General features: G+C 59.9%; 17 protein-coding genes. 3 read left to right on the top strand and 14 right to left on the bottom strand.

Annotated elements, in window-relative coordinates; translation table 11 throughout:
- Positions 1 to 49 precede the first annotated feature (49 nt).
- On the top strand, positions 50 to 868 hold the full coding sequence (locus tag ACR8BN_RS01315) for a lysostaphin resistance A-like protein (protein WP_434747564.1): 819 nt from the start codon (positions 50 to 52) through the stop codon (positions 866 to 868).
- Here the strand turns inward: ACR8BN_RS01315 and rnz are convergent.
- Positions 865 to 1,776: a ribonuclease Z gene (rnz, locus tag ACR8BN_RS01310; protein ID WP_434747256.1), complete on the bottom strand. Its 912-nt coding sequence runs from the start codon at positions 1,774 to 1,776 to the stop codon at positions 865 to 867. The genes ACR8BN_RS01315 and rnz overlap by 4 nt on opposite strands.
- A gap of 128 nt (positions 1,777 to 1,904) precedes the next feature.
- On the opposite strand from rnz, the gene gorA reads away from it, so the two are divergent.
- Positions 1,905 to 3,257 carry a glutathione-disulfide reductase gene (gene gorA, locus ACR8BN_RS01305; protein ID WP_434747255.1) on the top strand — a complete coding sequence of 451 codons (1,353 nt, stop codon included), beginning with the start codon at positions 1,905 to 1,907 and terminating at the stop codon, positions 3,255 to 3,257.
- 115 nt (positions 3,258 to 3,372) lie between these two features.
- Here gorA and ACR8BN_RS01300 read toward each other — a convergent pair whose 3' ends face one another.
- From ACR8BN_RS01300 to ACR8BN_RS01285, 4 genes are all read right to left on the bottom strand, one after another.
- The gene (locus tag ACR8BN_RS01300) at positions 3,373 to 4,269 is read right to left on the bottom strand and encodes an alpha/beta hydrolase (RefSeq protein WP_090966942.1); all 897 of its coding nucleotides are present in this window, start codon (positions 4,267 to 4,269) and stop codon (positions 3,373 to 3,375) included.
- Between the two features lie 726 nt (positions 4,270 to 4,995).
- Complete coding sequence (locus ACR8BN_RS01295) at positions 4,996 to 5,340, bottom strand: hypothetical protein (protein ID WP_090966944.1); 345 nt, start codon at positions 5,338 to 5,340, stop codon at positions 4,996 to 4,998.
- A 22-nt stretch (positions 5,341 to 5,362) separates the two neighbouring features.
- Positions 5,363 to 6,709 carry a cation:proton antiporter gene (locus ACR8BN_RS01290; protein ID WP_434747254.1) on the bottom strand — a complete coding sequence of 449 codons (1,347 nt, stop codon included), beginning with the start codon at positions 6,707 to 6,709 and terminating at the stop codon, positions 5,363 to 5,365.
- Between the two features lie 61 nt (positions 6,710 to 6,770).
- Positions 6,771 to 7,973 carry an MFS transporter gene (locus ACR8BN_RS01285; RefSeq protein ID WP_434747253.1) on the bottom strand — a complete coding sequence of 401 codons (1,203 nt, stop codon included), beginning with the start codon at positions 7,971 to 7,973 and terminating at the stop codon, positions 6,771 to 6,773.
- A gap of 93 nt (positions 7,974 to 8,066) precedes the next feature.
- Between ACR8BN_RS01285 and ACR8BN_RS01280 the strand changes: the two genes are divergently transcribed.
- Complete coding sequence (locus ACR8BN_RS01280; protein ID WP_434747252.1) at positions 8,067 to 9,035, top strand: LysR family transcriptional regulator; 969 nt, start codon at positions 8,067 to 8,069, stop codon at positions 9,033 to 9,035.
- 34 nt (positions 9,036 to 9,069) lie between these two features.
- Here the strand turns inward: ACR8BN_RS01280 and ACR8BN_RS01275 are convergent, their stop codons facing one another.
- The 9 genes from ACR8BN_RS01275 to ACR8BN_RS01235 all read right to left on the bottom strand — a co-directional run bounded on the left by ACR8BN_RS01275 (position 9,070) and on the right by ACR8BN_RS01235 (position 20,482).
- Positions 9,070 to 9,573 carry a TIGR00645 family protein gene (locus ACR8BN_RS01275; protein WP_010253431.1) on the bottom strand — a complete coding sequence of 168 codons (504 nt, stop codon included), beginning with the start codon at positions 9,571 to 9,573 and terminating at the stop codon, positions 9,070 to 9,072.
- A gap of 54 nt (positions 9,574 to 9,627) precedes the next feature.
- Positions 9,628 to 12,303: a two-component system sensor histidine kinase KdpD gene (gene kdpD / locus ACR8BN_RS01270; RefSeq protein ID WP_010671497.1), complete on the bottom strand. Its 2,676-nt coding sequence runs from the start codon at positions 12,301 to 12,303 to the stop codon at positions 9,628 to 9,630.
- A gap of 16 nt (positions 12,304 to 12,319) precedes the next feature.
- Entirely contained in the window at positions 12,320 to 12,886 is a 567-nt protein-coding gene (gene kdpC / locus ACR8BN_RS01265; protein ID WP_010253435.1) for a potassium-transporting ATPase subunit KdpC, read from the bottom strand.
- 10 nt (positions 12,887 to 12,896) lie between these two features.
- Positions 12,897 to 14,945, bottom strand: a complete 2,049-nt coding sequence (kdpB, locus tag ACR8BN_RS01260) for a potassium-transporting ATPase subunit KdpB (RefSeq protein WP_064704101.1) — start codon at positions 14,943 to 14,945, stop codon at positions 12,897 to 12,899.
- Complete coding sequence (kdpA, locus tag ACR8BN_RS01255; protein WP_031593054.1) at positions 14,942 to 16,630, bottom strand: potassium-transporting ATPase subunit KdpA; 1,689 nt, start codon at positions 16,628 to 16,630, stop codon at positions 14,942 to 14,944. The genes kdpB and kdpA overlap by 4 nt, the downstream gene beginning before the upstream one ends.
- On the bottom strand, positions 16,630 to 16,719 hold the full coding sequence (gene kdpF, locus ACR8BN_RS01250; protein WP_010253443.1) for a K(+)-transporting ATPase subunit F: 90 nt from the start codon (positions 16,717 to 16,719) through the stop codon (positions 16,630 to 16,632). The genes kdpA and kdpF overlap by 1 nt, the downstream gene beginning before the upstream one ends.
- A gap of 108 nt (positions 16,720 to 16,827) precedes the next feature.
- Positions 16,828 to 17,994, bottom strand: a complete 1,167-nt coding sequence (locus ACR8BN_RS01245; protein WP_031593053.1) for an HD-GYP domain-containing protein — start codon at positions 17,992 to 17,994, stop codon at positions 16,828 to 16,830.
- 159 nt (positions 17,995 to 18,153) lie between these two features.
- Entirely contained in the window at positions 18,154 to 19,110 is a 957-nt protein-coding gene (locus ACR8BN_RS01240) for a 2-hydroxyacid dehydrogenase (RefSeq protein WP_434747251.1), read from the bottom strand.
- Positions 19,091 to 20,482: an MFS transporter gene (locus tag ACR8BN_RS01235; RefSeq protein ID WP_434747250.1), complete on the bottom strand. Its 1,392-nt coding sequence runs from the start codon at positions 20,480 to 20,482 to the stop codon at positions 19,091 to 19,093. Before ACR8BN_RS01235 ends, ACR8BN_RS01240 begins: the two co-directional genes overlap by 20 nt.
- Positions 20,483 to 20,698: the final 216 nt, after the last annotated feature.

Genomic DNA, 20,698 nt, shown 5'->3' with positions numbered 1-20,698 from the left:
TTCTACGCCGCTCACTACCGGTGCTGCGGCGTTGTATCAGGTCTTTACCATGTGGATCATACTGGCTGGCGCGCTGGCCGCGCTGCAACCGGCCCGACGGCTGGCATTATTATTACTGGCGCTCGCCACCCTGCTGGGTTTTTATCAGGACGTGTTAGCGTGGCCGGCACTGCTGCTCTTTACCGGCACCGCCGCTGTGGTGGCACTCCGTATTTATGACCGTGACCATCATCGACGACAAATGCTCTCCGAAGCGCTGCTGGTACTGATTGCTATCGGGTTGCTCCTCCATCTTTTCCCAGGCTTTACTAACCCCCTTCAGGCAGAGGATGTGCAGGCCGGGCCGCGCAGCGTGCCTTTCAGCTTCGGGTTTAACTTCGATAAAGCGCTTATTCCTTTTGTACTGCTGGCCTGCCTGCCGACGCTGTTTCGCGCGCCTGCCACGCCACCACGCTATCGGCTGCCCGCCGCACTGGCGCTGGTCGCGGCCATTCCGCTGTTGCTGTACTGCGCGGTATTATTGGGCGGATTAGCGTTTGAGCGACACTCGCCAGACTGGCTGGGCGCATTTATGCTCGCCAATCTGTTCTTTGTTTCACTGGCGGAAGAGGCCCTGTTTCGTGGCTATCTGCAGCAGCGCTTAAAGCCGGTAGTGGGCGGCATCCCGGCGCTGTTACTGAGTGCGCTGCTGTTTGGTCTGGTGCATCTGAGCGGCGGCCTGTTGCTGGTGATCTTCGCCACCCTGGCCGGGCTGTTATATGGGCTGGCGTGGCACTGGAGCGGCCGCTTATGGCTGGCGACCGCCCTGCACTTTGGCCTTAACCTCACCCATCTGCTGTTTTTCACTTATCCCGCACTGCATCATTAGAGGTTAAAAACTGCCAGGTCCGAGGCCAGCTCGGTGCAGGGGAAAATGGTCTGGCACTCCGCCAGCAGGCGGCTCATGTCCTTTGCCAGATAGCGGGAGCTGAAATGGGTGGCGATCAGCCGTTTTGCCCCGGCACGCTTTGCCACTTCCGCAGCCTGCAGTGTCGTGGAGTGTCCGCGACCGTTGGCTTTTTCCACCATCGCCGCCTCCAGCGTGGTTTCATGCACCATCAGGTCAACATCCGCCGCCAGTTGCAGCGCGACCTCGGTCGGTGCCGTATCGCCGAAGATAGCCAGCTTTTTGCCGGGTGTTGCCGGTCCAAGGTAGTCAGCACCGTTAACTATCCGCCCATCCTCCAGCGTCACACATTCCCCCTGCTTCAGTTGCTGAAACCATGGGCCGCGAGGCACCCCTTCCGCTTTCAGACGCGCGGCATCCAGCAGGCCGGGTTTGTCATGCTGTTCAATGCGGTAGCCAAAACACTCCACCGGATGGCTCAGCGGCCAGGCACTGATACGAAACTCTCCGTCATCCAGCGTCCAGCCCGCCTCAATCTCAACAATGGTCAGCGGATAGTCAGTGTAGGAGCCGCTGATCGACAGCGCCGTCTCCACAAAGGTCTTTAATCCTTTGGGGCCATAGACCGTCATCGGTGAGGTCAGTCCGGCCATCGACCGGCTGGTGAGTAATCCCGGCAGCCCGAAAATATGATCGCCATGCAGATGGGTGATAAAAATCTTATCCAGCTTGCCCGGTTTCAGGCTGGAGCGCATAAACTGTAGTTGCGTGCCTTCCCCGCAGTCGAACAGCCAGGTTTCACCACTCAGCGCGCGGGTAAAAGCGATGGACGTTACGTTACGTTGCAGGCTGGGAGCACCGCCGCCGGTGCCGAGAAAAGTAAGGTGCATGGTATGCTTCCCTGTAAGCGAATAAAAAACAGAACCCTATTACAATCATAGGCGCAAACTTTGCGTCATTTCGACCCGCAGCGTTACACTCAACCCCAATTTTTTTATGCAACCGGATGGATACTTCAATGACCCGACATTTCGACTATCTCGCCATTGGCGGCGGCAGTGGCGGCATCGCCTCAATTAACCGTGCGGCTATGTATGGCCAGAAATGTGCCCTGATTGAAGCGAAAGAGCTGGGCGGCACCTGCGTGAACGTGGGTTGCGTGCCAAAAAAAATCATGTGGCATGCCGCGCAAATCGCCGAAGCTATCCATCTCTATGGGCCGGACTATGGCTTCGACACTACCGTGAACCGCTTCGACTGGGCCACGCTGGTGAAAAACCGCAGCGCCTACATCGATCGCATCCACAACTCTTACGACAACGTGCTGGGTAAAAACAACGTTGAAGTGATCAAAGGCTTCGCCCGCTTTGTCGATGCGCACAGCGTTGAAGTTAACGGCGAGATTATCACGGCCAACCATATTCTGATCGCGACCGGTGGTCGTCCGGTTCACCCCAACATTCCGGGTGCGGAGTACGGTATTGATTCCGATGGCTTCTTCGAACTGGATGCCCTGCCAAAACGCACCGCCGTGATCGGCGCAGGCTATATCGCGGTCGAACTGGCGGGCGTGGTGAACGCGCTGGGTTCAGAAACCCACCTGTTCGTGCGTAAACATGCGCCGCTGCGCAGTTTCGATCCGCTGCTTACTGAGACGCTGGTCGAAGTGATGAACACCGAAGGCCCGGCGCTGCACACCGAATCCATTCCTAAAGCCGTGGTCAAAAACAGCGATGGCAGCCTGACGCTGCAGCTGGAAAACGGCAGTGACTACACTGTGGATTGCCTGGTCTGGGCGATTGGCCGTGAGCCCGCTAACGACACCCTCAACATTGAAGCCGCTGGCGTGGCGCTGGATGACAAAGGCTATATCAAAGTCGATAAATTCCAGAACACCAGCGTGTCAGGCGTCTACGCCGTGGGCGACAACACCGGTGCAGTTGAGCTGACGCCGGTGGCGGTCGCGGCGGGCCGTCGTCTCTCTGAGCGTCTGTTTAACAACAAGCCGGACGAGCATCTGGATTACAGTAATATCCCGACCGTGGTGTTCAGTCATCCGCCGATTGGCACCGTGGGACTGACCGAGCCGCAGGCACGCGAACAGTATGGCGACGATCAGGTGAAGGTCTACAAATCGTCGTTTACCGCCATGTACACCGCAGTCACCCAGCATCGCCAGCCGTGCCGCATGAAGCTGGTCTGTGTCGGCGCAGACGAGAAAATTGTCGGCATTCACGGTATCGGATTCGGCATGGATGAGATGCTGCAGGGCTTTGCCGTGGCGCTGAAAATGGGTGCGACCAAGAAAGACTTCGATAACACCGTGGCGATCCACCCGACCGCAGCAGAAGAGTTCGTGACGATGCGTTAATCTGCACCGGATTTCAGAAACAGAACAGGCGACTCCGGTCGCCTGTTTTTTTGTGTCACATTCTCTCAACCGCTTTCTGACCGTGAAGTGCAGCAACGCACCGCGCCAGTGCAACTCAGCTAACCCGATCCAGCCAGCGCACATAAGCCTGATCCCACAACGCCGCGGGCGTTCCCGCCTTGCCAAGACCAAACCCATGTCCGCCTTTGCTGATCTGAATCAGCTCAACCGGCACACGGTTGCGGCGACAGGTGTCGCGCATCAGCTCGGTGTTAAAGGGATTTGAGGTGTGATCGTCCTCGGCCTGCGCCAGAAACGTGGGCGGATATTGCCGGGTTACATAGTTCTGCACTGACCAGTTCGCCTCATCCTGCGGCGTAGCATTTTTGCCAACCATCATCAGATGCGTATTGGTGTGCTGGTAGGGCGCTTCCAGCGTAATGACCGGATAGATCAGGCCGACGCTGTCGACTTTCGGCACCACTTCATCCAGCGGGTCGATGGCCGGATAGGACTCAAAATCCGGCCGCGCCGCCGCCATTCCCAGCAGATGTCCACCTGCGGAGAAGCCCAGTACATGCACCTTGCGCTCAAAAGATCGCACCAGCCGGATGGCGCGTTGCGCATCCTGCAGCGGTGCCAGCCGACCTGCCTGCCACTTCTCATGCGGTAACCGGTAGCTGAGCACGTAGGCGGTATAACCACTGGCATTGAGCCAGCGCGCGACCGGCCAGGCTTCGCGTCCCATGCCGATCCAGCGATAACCGCCGCCTGCAGCGATCAATACCGCTTCGCCATTCGGATTTTCCGGTTTAAAGCGTTGAATCGCCGGGCTGACGATATTTGACCACGAACCGGTGCTGTTAATGTGCAACTGGCCGGATGGGCCGCCGCCGCCGGGCGGATCATCCGGCCAGAGGGGAATAATGTCATCACGGGCAAATAATTTGCCAGTGGTCATGGAGAGCCCGAGCGCTCCCGTGCCGAGAATAAAGCGTCGACGCGTAATCATAATGCCTGTTGTGTGATGCCCGAAGTGTCAGCAAACCGTTGCGGCAGGCTGCAGAAGATAGAACCGATGCAAGTGTGGTGCCATGGCTGGCGATTATGTACGCAATGGCCCCTGAAAAGCCATAAAAAAACGCCAGTCAGTTAAGCGACAGGTGATAATGCAGTCTGGTGCCGCTCAGGGGCTGGCGGTCCTCGCGCCGCTGCGCGGTTCCTTCACTTCATTCGCCTGCCTGACGGACCGCCGGGGATGGCACATCCTGTGCCGCCCCGCCTTTCGCCCGCGTCCTGCGGGCTCTCCTGGCAGACTCATTCTGTTCAGCGCTGCGGATTGCCTGCTCCTGATCGGCCCCGGCCTGCTCTGAAGCGTCAGTGCGTGCTGTTAAAAAGGGCACGAGAGTGGAAGCCTGAGCGCCTCTGCTGCTGAAAGGGCTATCCGCAGCGCTGAGGTGTGACGGTGGGCCAGAAGTCCACGCCGGGAAGCGTGGACAGTTCGGGGCCGGCCAGGGAGGGCCGATCCCCGAACGGTTCGTCGGCACGACGTCAAAGCCGAAGGTACCGCGTGAGCGGCGCGAGGACGGCCCGGCAGCAGCAGAGGTGCTCTGGCCCGCAATGCGGCTCGCTCGCCCAGAAAAAAAGCTGCCACGTTTGACCGTGACAGCCTTTACAAATCTAATCTTAACTGACCAGCATTAGCCCGACAGGCGCGTTTTTATTTAATCCGCTGGGGTTAATCTTCCTGCTGGAATTGGGCCATCACGGCCTGCTCACACTGCTGCTCGTTGACGCGCAGTTTGGCACGCTCATCATCACCCAGTTGCAGCCAGGCACTGGCCACTTCACGCGCAGACTCTTCATCAAATTCGGGCTGATTCATCGCCGATGACGACTGACTGCTCGCCACTGAAGATTTCATCTGTTCAACATATTGATCCGCACTCGCAACCTTTTTCTCGCCGCTGACAATGTGGCACAACTGACTGGCATAAACATTCTGCTCCGTATCAGTGTCGTCCGCCGCCAGCGCGCTGCCGGTGGCGAGGATGCTCAGCAGCACTATCTGAGTCACTTTCATTCTTAACTCCTGTTCGTTCGGGTTAAACCTTGCGCTGAAGGGCTTCGAGGCGCTTCTGACGCCAGTTCAGCAGCGGCGTCACTGTCGTGCCGTGAACCACCACGCTGCAGACCACCAGCGTTAACGCCATATTCGTCATAATTTCCATCTGCGGGCCTTGCATGCCGTGCGTCCAGGCATAGGCGATGTAGTTCAGGCTGCCAATGCCGCGGATGCCCAGCCAGCCAATCAGCAAACGCTGCCCCAGCGGCAGTCCGGCGCGAACTGTCACCAGCCAGACGGCCAGCGGCCGCACCACCGCAAACAGCACCAGGCCAATCAGCACGCCGTAGATGTTCCAGTGCTGCGCCAGTGTGACGCCCAGCACCACCATCATGCCAGCCGCCAGTAAACGTTCAATAGTATCGCCAAAAGAGAGGGCGTCGCCTACTACAAACCCAATCGACTTCACCATATTGTTGTCGCCCTGATGCGCCAGACGTTTGTTAGGGTTCACCAGCGCCTCAGAGGGCAATACACGCTCGTCGTCAGAGAGATCTTCCGGCTGATGGCGACGGAACACGCCCAGCTCGGCACGACGTAACCCCAGCCCGGCGGCGAAGGCGGCCAGGAAGCCGGAGGCACCCAGGTACTCCACCAGCGAATAACTCAGCGCAATCAGCGCCAGCGCCAGGAAATCATTGGGCGCAACGTCGCCATTAGCATTGCGCAGTCGGGTCGCCAGCATGCCGATTAACTGCCCCAGAACAAACCCGATCATCAGACCGCCGCCAATCGCCCAGAGCACCTCGACCGCACCCCAGTGCGCCAGCATCGCGCCGTTCAGGCTTTCGCCATTGAACAGCAACAGCGCCAGCATCAGCAGTGGTAATGCGGAGCCATCGTTCATGCCTGCCTCGCTGGAGATCGCCACGCGCAGCGAGTCATCATCCTGCGCATCGTTGACCGAGATTAAACTCGCCAGCACCGGATCGGTCGGCGCGACAATGGCCCCAAACGCCAGCGCAATCGGCCAGTCTAATCCCACCAGGAAGTGGGCCAGCAGGGTCATCGCGGCGACGGTGAGCAGCATGGCGGGAAAAGCCAGTTTCAGCCCGGTGTGCCAGCAGTTGTTCTGCAGCGGCTGACGCAGCTTGAGACCGGTGATAAACAGCGAGGCCGCCATGGTGATTTCAGTGATATGGGCCACGGCTTCGGAATGGGTGACGATATCGAGGTGGATAACATCAAATCCCCACGGGCCGCACAGCATGCCCGCAATAAGGAACAGACCAAATGAGGTAACTGGCCCCCGGTGAATCCAACCGGAAGCCAGCGACATCAGCAGCAAGAGGCCGCCCGTCGCTGCTGTCCAGGCTAAAAAGTTCATAACACTCCACAATATTTTGGGTTTATGAATAAGCCTGGCACATTTTTTGACGGGCGCGGTGTCAGTTTTTCAGGTGGCGACTGGCGAAGCGGACCGCGAGAGCGGCGGCACCGGCTAAGGTGGCGAGCGCAACCACGCCATTCCAGCCCCAGTGTGCCAGCGCCAGACTTCCCAGCGCCGCACCGGTGGCCATACCGATAAACACCACGGTAAACAGCAGCGCATTCAGGCGACTGCGCGCTTCCGGCGCCAGGCCATAGACCAGCGTCTGATGCGCCACCAGCGTGGCCTGCACCCCTAAATCGAAGCCGATGGTACAGAGGACAATCAGCGCCAGCTGGGCCGGCATCGGCAGCAGCGGCAGTAGAAACATCAGCGCAAAGGAGATCGTTACCAGCGCGGCGCCAGCCTGCGTGACCCTTGCCGGACCGATGCGGTCAGCAAAACTTCCCGCCAGCGGTGCCGCCATGGCGCCCGCCGCACCGGCTAAACCAAACGCCCCGGCCACGGCACTGTCCAGATGAAAGCGGTCGCTGAGCATTAACGCCAGCGTCGACCAGAAGGCGCTAAAGCCCACTGACAGCAGCCCCTGAGCCAGTGCGGCACGACGTAGCGTCTGATGGTGACGCCACAGGTGCACCAGCGACAGCAACAGGCGCGGATAGCTCACCGAGGTGCCTGGCGCGAAACGCGGCAGTACCCGCCACAGCGTCAGCGTAATCAGCAGCACTGCCAACGCGGCGATCATATACATGGTGCGCCAGCCGAAATACTCCGCCACCACCCCGCTGACCACCCGCGACAGCAGGATCCCCACCAGCAGCCCGGTCATCACCGTGCCGACTGTTTTACCCCGGCTGCGTTCCGGGGCCAGCGCCGCCGAAGCGGGCACAATATCCTGCGCCACGGTGGCGGTCAGGCCGGTGATAAAACTGGCAATCAGCAGCGCGCTGAGTCCACCGGAAAAACCACACAGCAGCAGCGCCGCCACCAGCATTAAGCCTTTGATAAAGATAATGGTGCGCCGGTCATGGCGATCGCCCAGCGGAGCCAGCAGCAGAATACCCAGCGCATAGCCCGCCTGGGTCAGCATCGGCACCATGCCAACCGCGCCGATGCTGGCGTTAAACTGCTTGCTGATGATATCCAGCATCGGCTGGCTGTAGTAAATCGACGCGACGCTGAGTCCGGCACCGGCGGCCAGCGTAAATACCAGCGGCGCAGAGAGCGGTTCATTTTGAGTCTGGGTCTGTATGGCTGACATGCTGTAATCCTCATCATTTCGTCCTGCCATTAAAGCGCATTGCGGTTATACGCGGTAGACTGATATCAGGCAAAACCGTTATGCGTGGTGCGTATGAATAACCCAAACAGCAGCGATCGCATCGATCTGATGCAGACGTTTATCCGTATTGTCGAGAGCGGCAGCTTATCCGCCGCCGCCGCGCAGCTCGGCACGACGCAACCCACCGTCAGCCGCCGATTGCAGACCCTGGAGCAGCGGCTGGGCCTCAAGCTTATCCTGCGCACCACCCATGCGCTGAAGCTTACCGATGATGGCGAGTGCTGCTACGCCCAGGCGCGGCAGCTGCTGGCGACCTGGCATGCGCTGGAAGATGAGCTGACCGGGGCCAGCGATGACCCGGTCGGTACGCTGCGGGTTCGCGCCCCACACGCCTTTGGTCAGGATCAGCTGATCGCCCCGCTGGTGGACTATCTGCACCGTTATCCCCGGCTCAATATTGAGTGGATGCTGAATGACCGCACGCCCGACTTTATGGCAGAGAATGTGGACTGTGCCATTCAGGTCGGCGCGCCAACCGATCCTTCGGTGGTGGCGATACTGCTGGCAGAAGTGCCGCGTATTGTGGTGGCCGCCCCGCACCTGCTGGCGCAGCAGCCGCCGATAGAGCGGGTTGAACAGCTGCGCGATCTGCCGTGGCTGGCGCTGACCAGTTTTTACCGTAACGAAGTGGCGTTGCAGAAGATTGACGACGGCCAGCCGGTAAACCTGGCGATTACGCCCCGGCTGAGCAGCGACAGTTTATATGCGGTGCGTAAAGCGGCATTGGCTGGGATGGGAGCCGCGATTGTCTCGTCATGGGCAGTGCAGGAAGATCTGGCGGATGGCAGCCTGGTTCAGCTGATGCCCGCATGGCAGGCACCGCCGCTGCCGGTGTGGCTGACCTATCCCTGGGCGAGTTACTACCCGGCCAGGCTGCAACACTTTTTTGCCATGATCAAAGAGGTGATGCCGCAGCTGGCGGGCACGCGTCCGGCCTCACAGCCAGCGGGTCGTTCAGGGAGAACAGAGCGGAAAGGGTAAAGCAGGCGCCCGCCTCAGCGGGCCGCCAGAGAGGTTACTTCGGTTTTTTATCGCTGCGCGACATCTGATCCAGCCAGCCCATCACAAAGGCGGAGAGCACAAAGGTCAGGTGGATAATCACGTACCACATCAGCTTGTCGTTTTCGACGTTGCGCGCTTCCATAAATACCCGCAGCAGGTGAATCGAGGAGATGGCGACAATGGAGGCGGCGACTTTGTTTTTCAGCGAGCCGGAGTCCATCTTGCCCAGCCAGCTCAGCTTCTCTTTATCTTCGTCGATATCGAGCTTAGAGATGAAATTCTCATAACCCGATAGCATCACCATCACCAGCAGGCCGCCAACCAGCGTCATATCCACCAGCGACAGCAGCAGCAGGATCAGATCGTTTTCCGCAATGCTGAAAATGTTGGGCAGCAGGTGGAAAATTTCCTGGAAAAATTTAATGGTCAGCGCCAGCAATCCCAGCGAAAGTCCAATGTAAACCGGGGCCAGCAACCAGCGCGATGCATACATCAGGTTTTCGGTAAAACGTTCCATACAATCCCACGAATAATCAAACAGGTCCGGGAGTATAACCGATCAACTGTGAAGTTATTTCAGCCCTTCGTCAGAAATTTCAGGGACCGGCGGCAGCGGCAGCGAGAGACGAAATGCCGCGCCGCCTTCGGCCCTGTTCTCTGCCCAGATCTGACCGCCGTGGCTTTCGATAATGGTTTTACAGATTGCCAGACCCAGCCCGACGCCCGGCACCGCCGACTCTTTGTCGCCCCGCCAGAATTTATCGAATATCCGGCTTAAATCGTCTTCGGCAATGCCCGGTCCGCTATCCCAGACAGAGATCTCCAGCCGTGACGCCGCACGCCAGGCGCGAATGCCGCGTGGTGCGCTGTTACCGGCATACTTCAGGCTGTTCTCAATCAGGTTGGTGAAGACCCGCTCCAGCAGCGTGCTGTCGCCTTTGATCAGCACGATGTCGTCCGGCAGATCGAGCCGGACCTCATGCCCTTTCAGCGACGGTGCCATGCTGCTCAGCGCCCCGCCGACCACCTCTTCCAGCGCCAGCCACTCCTCACGCAGGTTGAGGCCGCCCGACTGAATGCGCGCCATATCCAGCATGTTGCTCACCAGCCGGATGGTGCTCAGCGTCTGCTCGCGGATCTGACTCGCCTGCGGCACATATTTTGAGTTGTCGCTGGCCAGGTCGAGCATCAGCATTTCCGCCTGACCAAACAGCACGGTCAGTGGGGTGCGCAGGTCGTGAGACAGCGCCGACAGCAGCGCATTGCGCAGCTGTTCACGCTCCGCCGAGAGCCGGGACGCCGCCTCGCTATGCGACAGCGCCATCCGTTCCAGTGCGTTAGCAATCAGCACCGTAAAGGTTTCCACCAGCCGCTGCTGCTCGGGGATCATCAGCTGACGCAGGTTCTGCGGCTCCACCACCAGCAAACCCCGGCAGTGCGCGCCACTTTTCAGCGGCAGGATCTGATAAGGCACCGCCGGTAAGGTATCGGTGCCCGCACCCGCAGGCTGGCCTTTGCTGTAACTCCATTTAGCAATCGCGCGATCCGGCTCGCTGGCCGGTAACGCATCGCCCACCGGTTGCAGTTCGCCCTGCTCATCCGGCAGCAGCAGCAGGCAGCGCGCCTGTAACGTGGCATCCAGCACCCGCTGGCTGGTGGCGGCGATATCCTGCGGCGTTAACGCACTGCCCAGCGATTTCGCCATCTCATAGAGCTGGCGCGCCCGCTGCTCGCGGTAGCGCGCCACCCGCGCCTGATAACGCACGCCTGCCGTGAGATTGCCGACGATTACGCCTACCGCCAGCATCACGCCAAAGGTCACCAGATATTGCAGATCGGAGACCGCCACCGTGCCGGTGGGGGCAACAAAGAAGAGATCAAAGGCGACGATATTCATCACCGTGGCGATCACCGACGGCCAGCGGCCATAGCGCAGCGCCACGATCACCACCGCCAGCAGATAGATCATCACGCAGTTGGCGGGATCGAAACCGATCAGCACCGACTGCCCGGCGGCGGTTACAAGGATACAGAGCACCAGCGCCATCATTACGCCGCGCAGCTGAATACGCCATTTTTCGCTGGTGACGCGGCCATCCGGCAGCGGATGCGGCGCATCCTTCAGCGGCTCATCCAGCGCCACCACCAGCAGGTCGAGATCCGGCCCCAGCTGGCCGAGCCGTTCGGCAAAACTGTCACGCCGCCAGCGACGCAGCGGGCGACGACCCGTGACAATTTTGCCCAGATTGTGCGCGCGGGCGTAACCCAGTACCGCTTCGGCTTCATCCGGCTCAGAGAGGGTCGCGGTTTCCGCGCCCAGCTCCTGCGCCAGCTGTAATGTGCGCAGAATAGCCCGTCGCCGCGCTTCCGGCAGCCGGTGCAGCCGGGGTGTTTCGACATAGACCGCGTGCCATTCACTGCCGAGCCGTGCCGCCAGTCGGGCGGCGGTGCGCACCAGCTTTTCACTGCCGCTGTCGTCGCCAATGCAGAGCAGAATGGCGTCGCGGGTGTGCCAGACGCGCTCCCGTCCCTGCTGATCGCGCCAGGCGCGCATCTGATCATCCACCCGATCGGCGGTGCGACGCAGGGCCAGCTCACGCAGGGCGAACAGGTTACCTTTGCGGAAAAAGTTTTCGATAGCGCGTTCCGCGCGGTCGCCAATATAGACTTTGCCCTCTTTCAGCCGCTGCCGCAGATCGTCGGGCGGCAGATCGACCAGCACCACTTCGTCGGCGCTGTCGAAAAAGGGATCGGGCACGGTTTCGCGCACCTGAATGCCGGTGACGCCGCCCACCACATCGTTGAGGCTCTCAAGATGCTGCACGTTAACGGTGGTCAGTACATCGATGCCCGCTTCCAGCAGCTCCTCAATATCCTGCCAGCGCTTGGGATGGCGCGAGCCCTGCACGTTGGTGTGCGCCAGCTCATCCATCAGGATCACCGCCGGATGGCGAGCCAGCGCGGCATCAAGATCAAACTCCGCATGACGCGAGCGGCCGGTTGCGCGACGCGGTAGCAGAGTTAACCCTGTCAGCAGCTGTGCGGTTTCCGGCCGGTCATGGGTCTCTACCACGCCGATTAAGACATCCAGACCCTGCGCACGCAGCCGCTGTGCCTCCTGCAGCATGGCGTAGGTTTTACCCACGCCAGCACAGGCACCAAAGTAAATTTTCAGCTGCCCGCGATGAGTCTCGCGGTTAGCCTGCAGCAGCGCGTCGGGATCGGGACGCTGGGGTTCGTGGTTCATCGCTTCCTTTACACCATTACAGTTCGTTGAGCGCCATATTCAGCTGCAACACGTTGAGGGTCGGTGTGCCAAGAAATGGCAGCAGCGGACGATGCGTCATCTTATCAATCAGCGCCTCGACCTGCGGCAACGGCAACTGGCGGCTGGCGGCGATACGCGGGGCCTGCCAAAGGGCGGCCTGTGGCGAAATATCCGGATCCAGCCCGCTGGCTGAGGCGGTGACCAGTTCAACCGGGACGGCGGCCGGTGCCTGCGGATTGGCGGCCCGCAGCGCAGCGACGCGATCGGCTACCGCTTTGTCCAGCGCCGGGTTGCTGGCGGCCAGATTACTGCCCCCTGAGGCCAGCGGATTATAAGGTTTATCGCCACTGGCTGAAGGGCGGCCCCAGAAATAGTTGGGCTGGGTAAAGTTCTGGCCAATCAGCGCCGATCCGCGCGCCACGCCATCCTCCTCCAGCAGCGAGCCGCTGGACTGGGACGGAAACAGCCACTGCGCCAGACCGGTGGTGAGCAAAGGATAAACCACGCCGGTAACAAGCGTAAGCAGCAACAACAGTAAAATTGCCGGACGTAACTGACTCATTTTTCTCTCCTCAGGCCATGCCTGAAAACACTAACAGCAGATCGATCGCTTTGATGCCGACAAACGGCACCAGCAGGCCACCCAGACCGTAAATCAGCAGGTTGCGGCGCAGCAGCGCAGCAGCGCTCAGTGGGCGGTAGCTGACGCCTTTCAGGGCCAGCGGGATCAGGAAGACAATCACCAGAGCGTTAAAGATCACCGCCGACAGAATCGCACTGGCTGGCGAGTGCAGGTGCATCACGTTAAGCATGTTGAGCTGCGGATAGGTCGCCGCAAACGCCGCCGGAATGATGGCGAAATATTTCGCCACGTCGTTGGCGATACTGAAGGTGGTCAGCGAACCGCGCGTCATCAGCATCTGTTTACCAATGTGCACCACTTCAAGCAGCTTGGTCGGGTTCGAGTCGAGATCGACCATGTTGCCCGCCTCTTTCGCCGCCTGGGTACCGGAGTTCATCGCTACCGCCACATCCGCCTGCGCCAGTGCAGGCGCATCGTTGGTGCCGTCGCCGGTCATCGCCACTAAACGTCCTTCCGCCTGATACTGGCGGATCAGCGCCAGCTTGGCTTCCGGCGTGGCCTCTGACAGGAAGTCATCCACGCCCGCTTCCGCTGCAATCGCTGCGGCCGTCAGCGGGTTATCGCCGGTGATCATCACCGTTTTGATACCCATTTTGCGCAGTTCGGCAAAGCGCTCTTTGATGCCGCCTTTGACGATATCTTTCAGCGCCACCACGCCCAGCACGTTTGCGCCCTCTGACACTACCAGCGGCGTGCCGCCACTGCGTGCCACCTCTTCCACCTGCGCATTGACCTCGGCCGGGAAACGGCCATGGTTCGCTTCGATGTGGCGTCGTACCGCATCGACCGCGCCTTTGCGGATCAGTCGATCCTGCACGTTCACGCCGCTCATGCGGGTCTGCGCAGAGAACGGAATAAAGCTGGCACCCATGCTGCTGAGATCGCGCTCACGCAGATTAAATCGCTGTTTCGCCAGCACCACGATGCTGCGCCCTTCCGGCGTCTCATCGGCCAGCGAGGCGAGCTGTGCGGCGTCGGCCAGTTGCTCTTCACTGACGCCCGGCGCGGGCAGGAACTGGGTCGCCTGACGGTTACCCAGCGTGATGGTGCCGGTTTTGTCCAGCATTAGCACATCCACATCGCCCGCGGCTTCTACCGCACGCCCGCTGGTCGCAATGACGTTAGCACCAAGCATCCGGCTCATCCCCGCCACGCCAATCGCCGACAGTAAGCCGCCGATGGTGGTCGGGATCAGACAGACCAGCAGCGCCACCAGCACCGTGATGCTGACCGGCGTTCCGCCCCATGCCGAGAACGGCCAGAGTGTCACGGTCGCCAGCAGGAACACGATGGTCAGTGACACCAGCAGGATGGTCAGGGCGATCTCATTCGGGGTTTTACGGCGTTTCGCGCCTTCCACCATGGCGATCATCCGGTCAAGGAAGGTTTCGCCCGGGTTGGCGCTACAGGTGATCACCAGCCAGTCAGAGAGAATGCGGGTACCGCCGGTGACGGAGGCGAAGTCACCGCCCGACTCGCGGATCACCGGTGCGGACTCACCGGTAATGGCGCTCTCATCCACCGAGGCACCGCCCTCCATCACTTCACCGTCGCAGGGGATGATGTCGCCCGCTTCCACCAGCACGGCATCGCCTTTGCGCAGCTCATCGGCACTGACCTGCTTCCACTCGGCGCCATAGCGCGCCGCTGAGAGTTTTTTGGCAAAGCTGGTTTTTTTCACCCCTTTCAGGCTGCTGGCCTGGGCCTTACTGCGCCCTTCTGCCAGCGCCTCCGCCAGGTTGGCGAACAGCACGGTGAACCAGAGCCAGACCGCAATCGCACCGGTAAAGCTGGCGCTGCCGCTGATCCGGCCGGTCAGCATCGCCAGCGCCAGCAGCGAGGTCAGAATGCTGCCGAGGTAGACCACAAACATCACCGGGTTACGGAACTGCACCCGGGGATCGAGCTTTTTCACTGCATCCCAGGCCGAGGTACGCAGCAATGCTGCGTCAAATAACGCCTGTTGTTGACGACTCATGAGGATTGTCCCTGAACAAGTTGCAGATGCTCAGCCACCGGGCCCAGCGCCAGAGCAGGAATAAAGGTCAGTGCACCCACCAGCAGCACCGTGCCGATCAGCAGTCCGATAAACAGCGGACCGTGGGTTGGCAGCGTGCCGTTACCCACCGGCTGCACTTTTTTCACCGCCATCGCACCGGCAATCGCCATCACCGGAATGATGATGCCGAAGCGGCCCAGCAACATGCAGGCAGCCAGTAGCAGGTTCCAGAACGGCGTGTTAGCACTCAGTCCGGCAAAGGCGCTGCCGTTGTTGTTGGCCGCCGAGGAGACCGCGTAGAGCACTTCGCTGAAGCCGTGAATGCCGGGATTGGCCATGGCACTGCGTCCGGCGTCGGTCATCATCGCCAGTGCAGTACCGATCAGCACCAGCGCCGGTGTGACCAGAATCGCCAGCGCGGTCATCTTCATCTCCCACACATCGATTTTTTTACCGAGGAATTCCGGAGTACGACCGATCATCAGCCCGGCGATAAACACCGCCAGCAGCACAAACAGCAGCATGCCGTAGAGACCGGCACCGACGCCGCCAAACACCACTTCGCCCAGTTGCATCAGCCACATCGGCACCATGCCACCCAGCGCGGTAAAGGAGTCGTGCATGGCATTCACCGCACCGCAGGAGGCGGCGGTAGTGATAACCGCGAACAGGCTGCTGTTAAGAATGCCAAAGCGCGTCTCTTTACCTTCCATGTTGATGGCGCTGTCAGCACCCAGCTGGAGGAAGTGCGGGTTGCCCTGCAGTTCGGCCCACATGACGACCGAGACCGCCGCCACAAACATCAGCGTCATCGCCCACAGCAGCATGTGGCCCTGACGACGGTCACGCACGCTTTCGCCAAACGCGAAGCAGAGCGCCGCCGGGATCAGGAAGATGCTCAGCATCTGCACCAGGTTAGTCAGCACCGTCGGGTTTTCAAATGGATGTGAGGAGTTGGCGTTAAAGAAGCCGCCACCGTTGGTGCCCAGCATTTTGATCGCTTCCTGCGACGCCACCGGTCCCATCGACAGCGTCTGCTGCACGCCTTCCAGCGTGGAGAAACTGTGATAAGCCGCGAAGTTCTGGATACTGCCCTGGCTGACAAAGAACAGCGCCATCAGCAGGCTGATCGGCAGTAAGACATAGAGCGTGATGCGCGTCAGGTCGCGCCAGGCGTTACCCAGGGTCGCAGAGCTGCGATTAGCAAAGCCACGGATCAGCGCAAATGCCACGGCGATACCGGTCGCGGCTGAGAGGAAATTCTGCACCGTCAGGCCCACCATCTGACTGAAATAGCTCAGGGTGCTTTCGCCGCTGTAGGATTGCCAGTTGGTGTTGGTGACGAAGCTCACGGCGGTGTTCAGCGCCAGATGCCAGCTCAGGCCAGGCAGCTGCTGCGGATTCAGCGGCAGCGCGCCCTGCATCAGCAATATTGCCAGCAGCACCACGAAACCCAGCGCATTAAACAGCAGAATCGCCAGCAGGTAGTGCGGCCAGCGCATGTCCGATTGTTGCGCGCCCAGCAGTCGCCACAGCGGCGCTTCCAGGCGGGCAAACACCGGCTTGTCAGCCACTAACGACGCCAGACCCCGTCCGAGCGGCTGCGCCAGCACCATCAGCAGCAGCAGATAAAATGCGATGAGTAAAAAAGCATTGGCCGCCATCAGAAGGCCTCCGCATTTAACAGGGCATAGATCAGATAGCCCAGTAACAACACCACCAGCACAATGCCGGTTATTACGCCCACGCTCACAGGAACCTCCAGAGGATTGGATTTATGGCTTAGCTTGCGCGGAGGCGTATAAAGAAGGGGTTAAAATGCAGCGGGCGGGCGTAAAAATAGTGTAAAAATGGCGAAAAATCAGGCGACTTCCAGCGCCCAGATACGATTGAGATCGACGTTACCCCACAGCGTGCTGTCCTCTGCGCCCACAATGCTGTCGGTGCAGAAGCTGTCGCCGAGGTCGAGCTCTTCCGGTTTCACTTCACGCTGGGCGTGCAGCGACCAGAAGACATGTACGCAGGGACGCATCAGCGATTTTTCGCCCGCTTTCACCACCAGCGCCACCCGGCCGGAAGCCAGACGCACCAGCGATCCCACCGGATAGATGCCGATGGTCCGCACGAAGGTGTGCAGCAAGGCAGGGTCGAAATGGCCGCGCCAGCTCAGCATCTGGTGCATCGCCTCGGCGGGTGTCCAGCCGTTGCGATAGGAGCGGGTCGAGGTCACGGCATCATAGACATCACACACCGCCGCCATGCGGGCGTAGAACGAAATCGCCTCGCCTTTCAGGCGGTGCGGATAGCCGCTGCCATCATATTTTTCATGATGATGCAGGGTGATATCGAGCAGATCGTCATCGGCGTCAGCTTCTATCAGCATCTGCGCACCGACCACCGGATGCTCACGCATCACCCTGAACTCCTCTTCAGTCAGCTTGCCCGCTTTGTTCAGGATCGCCAGCGGCACGGCCGCTTTGCCGACATCATGCAGTAAACCGCCCATGCCCACCCGACGCAGTTCCTGCTCATCCAGCCCGAGTTTTTTACCCAGCGCAATCATCAGCCCGCAGACCGCCATGGAGTGCAGGTAGGTGTAATCATCATGATTTTTCAGGCGCGCCACACTCAGCATGGCGGAGGGTTCACGCGTGATCGATCCGGCGATTTCATCCACCAGGTCCATCATATAATCGAGCTTCAGGCCGTTACCCAGCCGCGCTTCGTTGAACATTGCCAGCACTTTCGGTTTGCCCTGCAAAAAGATCTGCTGTGCCTGATCCAGTTCCTGGAAAAACGGGGTGCGGCCAATGGTTCTCTTCGCGACCGTGGAGGCGATCGGCGCCTGCACCGATCGATCGAGGTCGATCCAGAGCTGGCGGATCCCTTCAGTGCGAAGCATGGCAATTTGTCGGGGATCGGTGATCAGCATCTCATTATGAATGCGCTGGTCTTTTATCCACCAGACCTCCAGCTTGTGGATAAACATCCCTGGGCGCAATTCATCAATGGTAATCAGCTTTATCACGCTATCACTCCTTAATATCAGCGGGTGGTAAGGTGATATCGGCAGCCGGACAAATTTTCTTCAGGCTGTTTTGTGCGAAGGTGAGGGTCTGGTGAGTGGTCAGAGGAGAGGCGTCCTGCCTCGCCCCTGTTTCAGCAGGGAGTTAAGACGCCGCGGTGGTTACACTACCCGGGTCAGCACCGGCTCACCACGGGCAAATGCCAGCATATTCTCAAAGACCAGGTCAGCCATCGCCGCCATGGTTTCGCGGGTGCTGCTGGCGATATGCGGCGTAATCACTACATTGTCGCGCTGGCGCAGTGCGTCAGGCACCTGCGGCTCCTGTTCAAACACATCCAGCCCGGCACCGGCGATCTGCCCGGTTTCCAGCGCATCCACCAGCGCCTGCTGATCCACCACGCTGCCGCGCGCAATGTTAATCAGATAGCCCTGTGCTCCCAGCGCCTGCAGCACTTCCGCATTGATAATGTGGCGCGTCGCGGCACCGCCCGGCAGGGTCAGCACCAGGAAATCGGCCTGCTGCGCCAGCGCCACCAGGCTCTCATGACGGGTGTAGGGCACATCGGGGCGTGAACGCGGGTTGTAATAGTGAATCGCCATATCAAACGCCTGCGCGCGCCTTGCCACCGCCTGACCGATATTGCCCAGCCCGACGATACCGCACACCTTGCCACCGATTTTGCTGCTCAGCGGAAAGCGGCCCTGCAACCAGTGACCGGCGCGTGTGAAGCGATCGGCTTCGCTGATGCGGCGCGCCACATCCAGCAGCAGCGCCATCCCCAGATCGGCGACGCAATCATTGAGCACTTCTGGCGTGTTGGTCACCACAATGCCGCGCGACCGGGCGGCTTCCGTATCAATGCTGTCATAACCGACGCCGTTACTGCAGATGGCTTTCAGGTTTGGCAACGCGGCGATCAGCGCGGCCGGTGCGCCCATCACCGCGTTGCCGCTGGTGACCAGCATGTCGATATCTGCGCCCTGCTCAGCCAGAAAGGCTGTCTCATCTTCCGCCTCCCACAGCCGGAACGCGGTGAACGTCTTTTCAATGTTCTCTATCAGCTGCGGCGGCAGAAACCTCCCTTTGATCAGCACATTACATTGCTTTAATGCCATCTTCTTTCTCCTGATTGTTATAGGATGCCGGGCGATCGCTCTCTTCACCAACGCGTTCAATCGGTCCCATCACCAGCAGGAACAGCAGGGCCGCTACCACGCAGTGTGCCGCCACAAACGCCAGCCCGATGCTGTAGCTGCCGGTCAGACCGACGATGATGCCGAACAGCAGCGGCGTGGTGAAACCGGCAATATTGCCGATGCCGTTAAAAATGGAGCCGGCCAGTCCCACCGCCTCTTTGGGTGCGGTGTCGCTGATCACCGTCCAGGTACCTGCACCGGCCGCTATGCCTTTACCGAAAAAGGCGAAGGACATAATCGCGATAATGCCGCTATTGCCCGGAATGATCGCCGCCAGCACCAGACTGGACGCCATCAGCATGCCGACGATATAGGGCGTTTTACGCGCCCTGGAGACGCTCCAGCCCCGGGCGATTAACTTGTCTGACAGGTAGCCGCCGCTGATCCCGCCCAGAAAACCAAACAGCGCCGGGGCAACGGTGGCGAAGCCCGCCTCCATGATGTTCATGCCGCGCGCCTGCACCAGATAGATCGGAAACCAGGTAATAAAGAAGTAGCTGAGCGCGATGATGCAGTACTGACCGAGATAGGCGCACCAGAGCATGCGATTAGTGAGCAGCTTTCTGAACATCGCTTTACTGACCGGTGGCCGCGCTTTCAGCGTCTGCGCCGAGTCGATATCCACCAGCGCACCACCGTCGACGATGTGGCGCAGTTCACTTTCGGACACGCCAGGGTGATTGCGTGGCTCCCGCATCCAGGCAGCCCAGACAAACACCGCCAGCAGGCCGATGCCCCCCAGCACAAAGAACGGCCACTCCCAGCCAAAGCGCGACACCAGCCAGCCTGACAGCGGCGAGAAGATGGCGACGGCAAAATATTGCGCCGAGCTGAACAGCGATGAAGCCCGTCCCCGCTCTGCGCCAGGGAACCACATAATCACCACGCGCGCATTGGCGGGAAAGCTGGGTGCCTCTATCAATCCCAGCATAAAACGCAGACCAAACATCAGCATCAGCGCGCCGGTCATGCCGCTGGAGAACTCGCCAACGAATCCCATCGCCAGCGTCGAGACTGACCAGAGCGCCAGCGTGACGCCATACACTTTTTTTGCCCCAAAGCGGTCAAGAAACAGCCCGCCGGGGATCTGACCGATGACATAGGCCCAGCTGAAAGCAGAGAGGATCAATCCCAGCTGGATCGCTGACAGGCCGAACTCCTCTTTGATCGCCGATCCGGAGATCGAGAGGATCGAACGGTCGGCATAAGCCACAACCGACAGAAAGAGGATCAGGCAGAGGATCCAGATGCGCACATGAGACGTCCGGTGAGTCGTTTGGTCTTTAAGCATGAGCTGAATTCCTTAAAAAGCGGCAGGTTGCGCCACGAGGTTTTTTTCAGGAATAACGCTGAGATTTCCCGCTTAAGGAAATATAGATAGGAGGCTAACTATGGATCATTGTGCGGATGTTGAGATCGTCAGGCCCGATTCAACGGTTTTCTGACAACCACCACAAAGGCCAGTGCGATGGTGCACAAAAGCGCAAAAAGCCGCGGCTGCCTGCCG

It is taken from the genome of Pantoea sp. Lu_F5_004 (assembly GCF_051136245.1).
In the GTDB taxonomy this organism is placed as follows: domain Bacteria; phylum Pseudomonadota; class Gammaproteobacteria; order Enterobacterales; family Enterobacteriaceae; genus Pantoea; species Pantoea agglomerans.
Note: the sequence above shows the minus strand (reverse complement) of the source record. Positions and strands in the feature narration are given on the sequence as shown.

What these genes read in the sequence shown, in the direction of transcription:
- ACR8BN_RS01315 (WP_434747564.1), top strand. Translation starts at nt 50, where the DNA reads ATGTGGATCATACTGGCTGGCGCGCTGGCCGCGCTGCAACCGGCCCGA.
- rnz (WP_434747256.1), bottom strand. Translation starts at nt 1,776, where the DNA reads ATGCACCTTACTTTTCTCGGCACCGGCGGCGGTGCTCCCAGCCTGCAA.
- gorA (WP_434747255.1), top strand. Translation starts at nt 1,905, where the DNA reads ATGACCCGACATTTCGACTATCTCGCCATTGGCGGCGGCAGTGGCGGC.
- ACR8BN_RS01300 (WP_090966942.1), bottom strand. Translation starts at nt 4,269, where the DNA reads ATGATTACGCGTCGACGCTTTATTCTCGGCACGGGAGCGCTCGGGCTC.
- ACR8BN_RS01295 (WP_090966944.1), bottom strand. Translation starts at nt 5,340, where the DNA reads ATGAAAGTGACTCAGATAGTGCTGCTGAGCATCCTCGCCACCGGCAGC.
- ACR8BN_RS01290 (WP_434747254.1), bottom strand. Translation starts at nt 6,709, where the DNA reads ATGAACTTTTTAGCCTGGACAGCAGCGACGGGCGGCCTCTTGCTGCTG.
- ACR8BN_RS01285 (WP_434747253.1), bottom strand. Translation starts at nt 7,973, where the DNA reads ATGTCAGCCATACAGACCCAGACTCAAAATGAACCGCTCTCTGCGCCG.
- ACR8BN_RS01280 (WP_434747252.1), top strand. Translation starts at nt 8,067, where the DNA reads ATGAATAACCCAAACAGCAGCGATCGCATCGATCTGATGCAGACGTTT.
- ACR8BN_RS01275 (WP_010253431.1), bottom strand. Translation starts at nt 9,573, where the DNA reads ATGGAACGTTTTACCGAAAACCTGATGTATGCATCGCGCTGGTTGCTG.
- kdpD (WP_010671497.1), bottom strand. Translation starts at nt 12,303, where the DNA reads ATGAACCACGAACCCCAGCGTCCCGATCCCGACGCGCTGCTGCAGGCT.
- kdpC (WP_010253435.1), bottom strand. Translation starts at nt 12,886, where the DNA reads ATGAGTCAGTTACGTCCGGCAATTTTACTGTTGTTGCTGCTTACGCTT.
- kdpB (WP_064704101.1), bottom strand. Translation starts at nt 14,945, where the DNA reads ATGAGTCGTCAACAACAGGCGTTATTTGACGCAGCATTGCTGCGTACC.
- kdpA (WP_031593054.1), bottom strand. Translation starts at nt 16,630, where the DNA reads ATGGCGGCCAATGCTTTTTTACTCATCGCATTTTATCTGCTGCTGCTG.
- ACR8BN_RS01240 (WP_434747251.1), bottom strand. Translation starts at nt 19,110, where the DNA reads ATGGCATTAAAGCAATGTAATGTGCTGATCAAAGGGAGGTTTCTGCCG.
- ACR8BN_RS01235 (WP_434747250.1), bottom strand. Translation starts at nt 20,482, where the DNA reads ATGCTTAAAGACCAAACGACTCACCGGACGTCTCATGTGCGCATCTGG.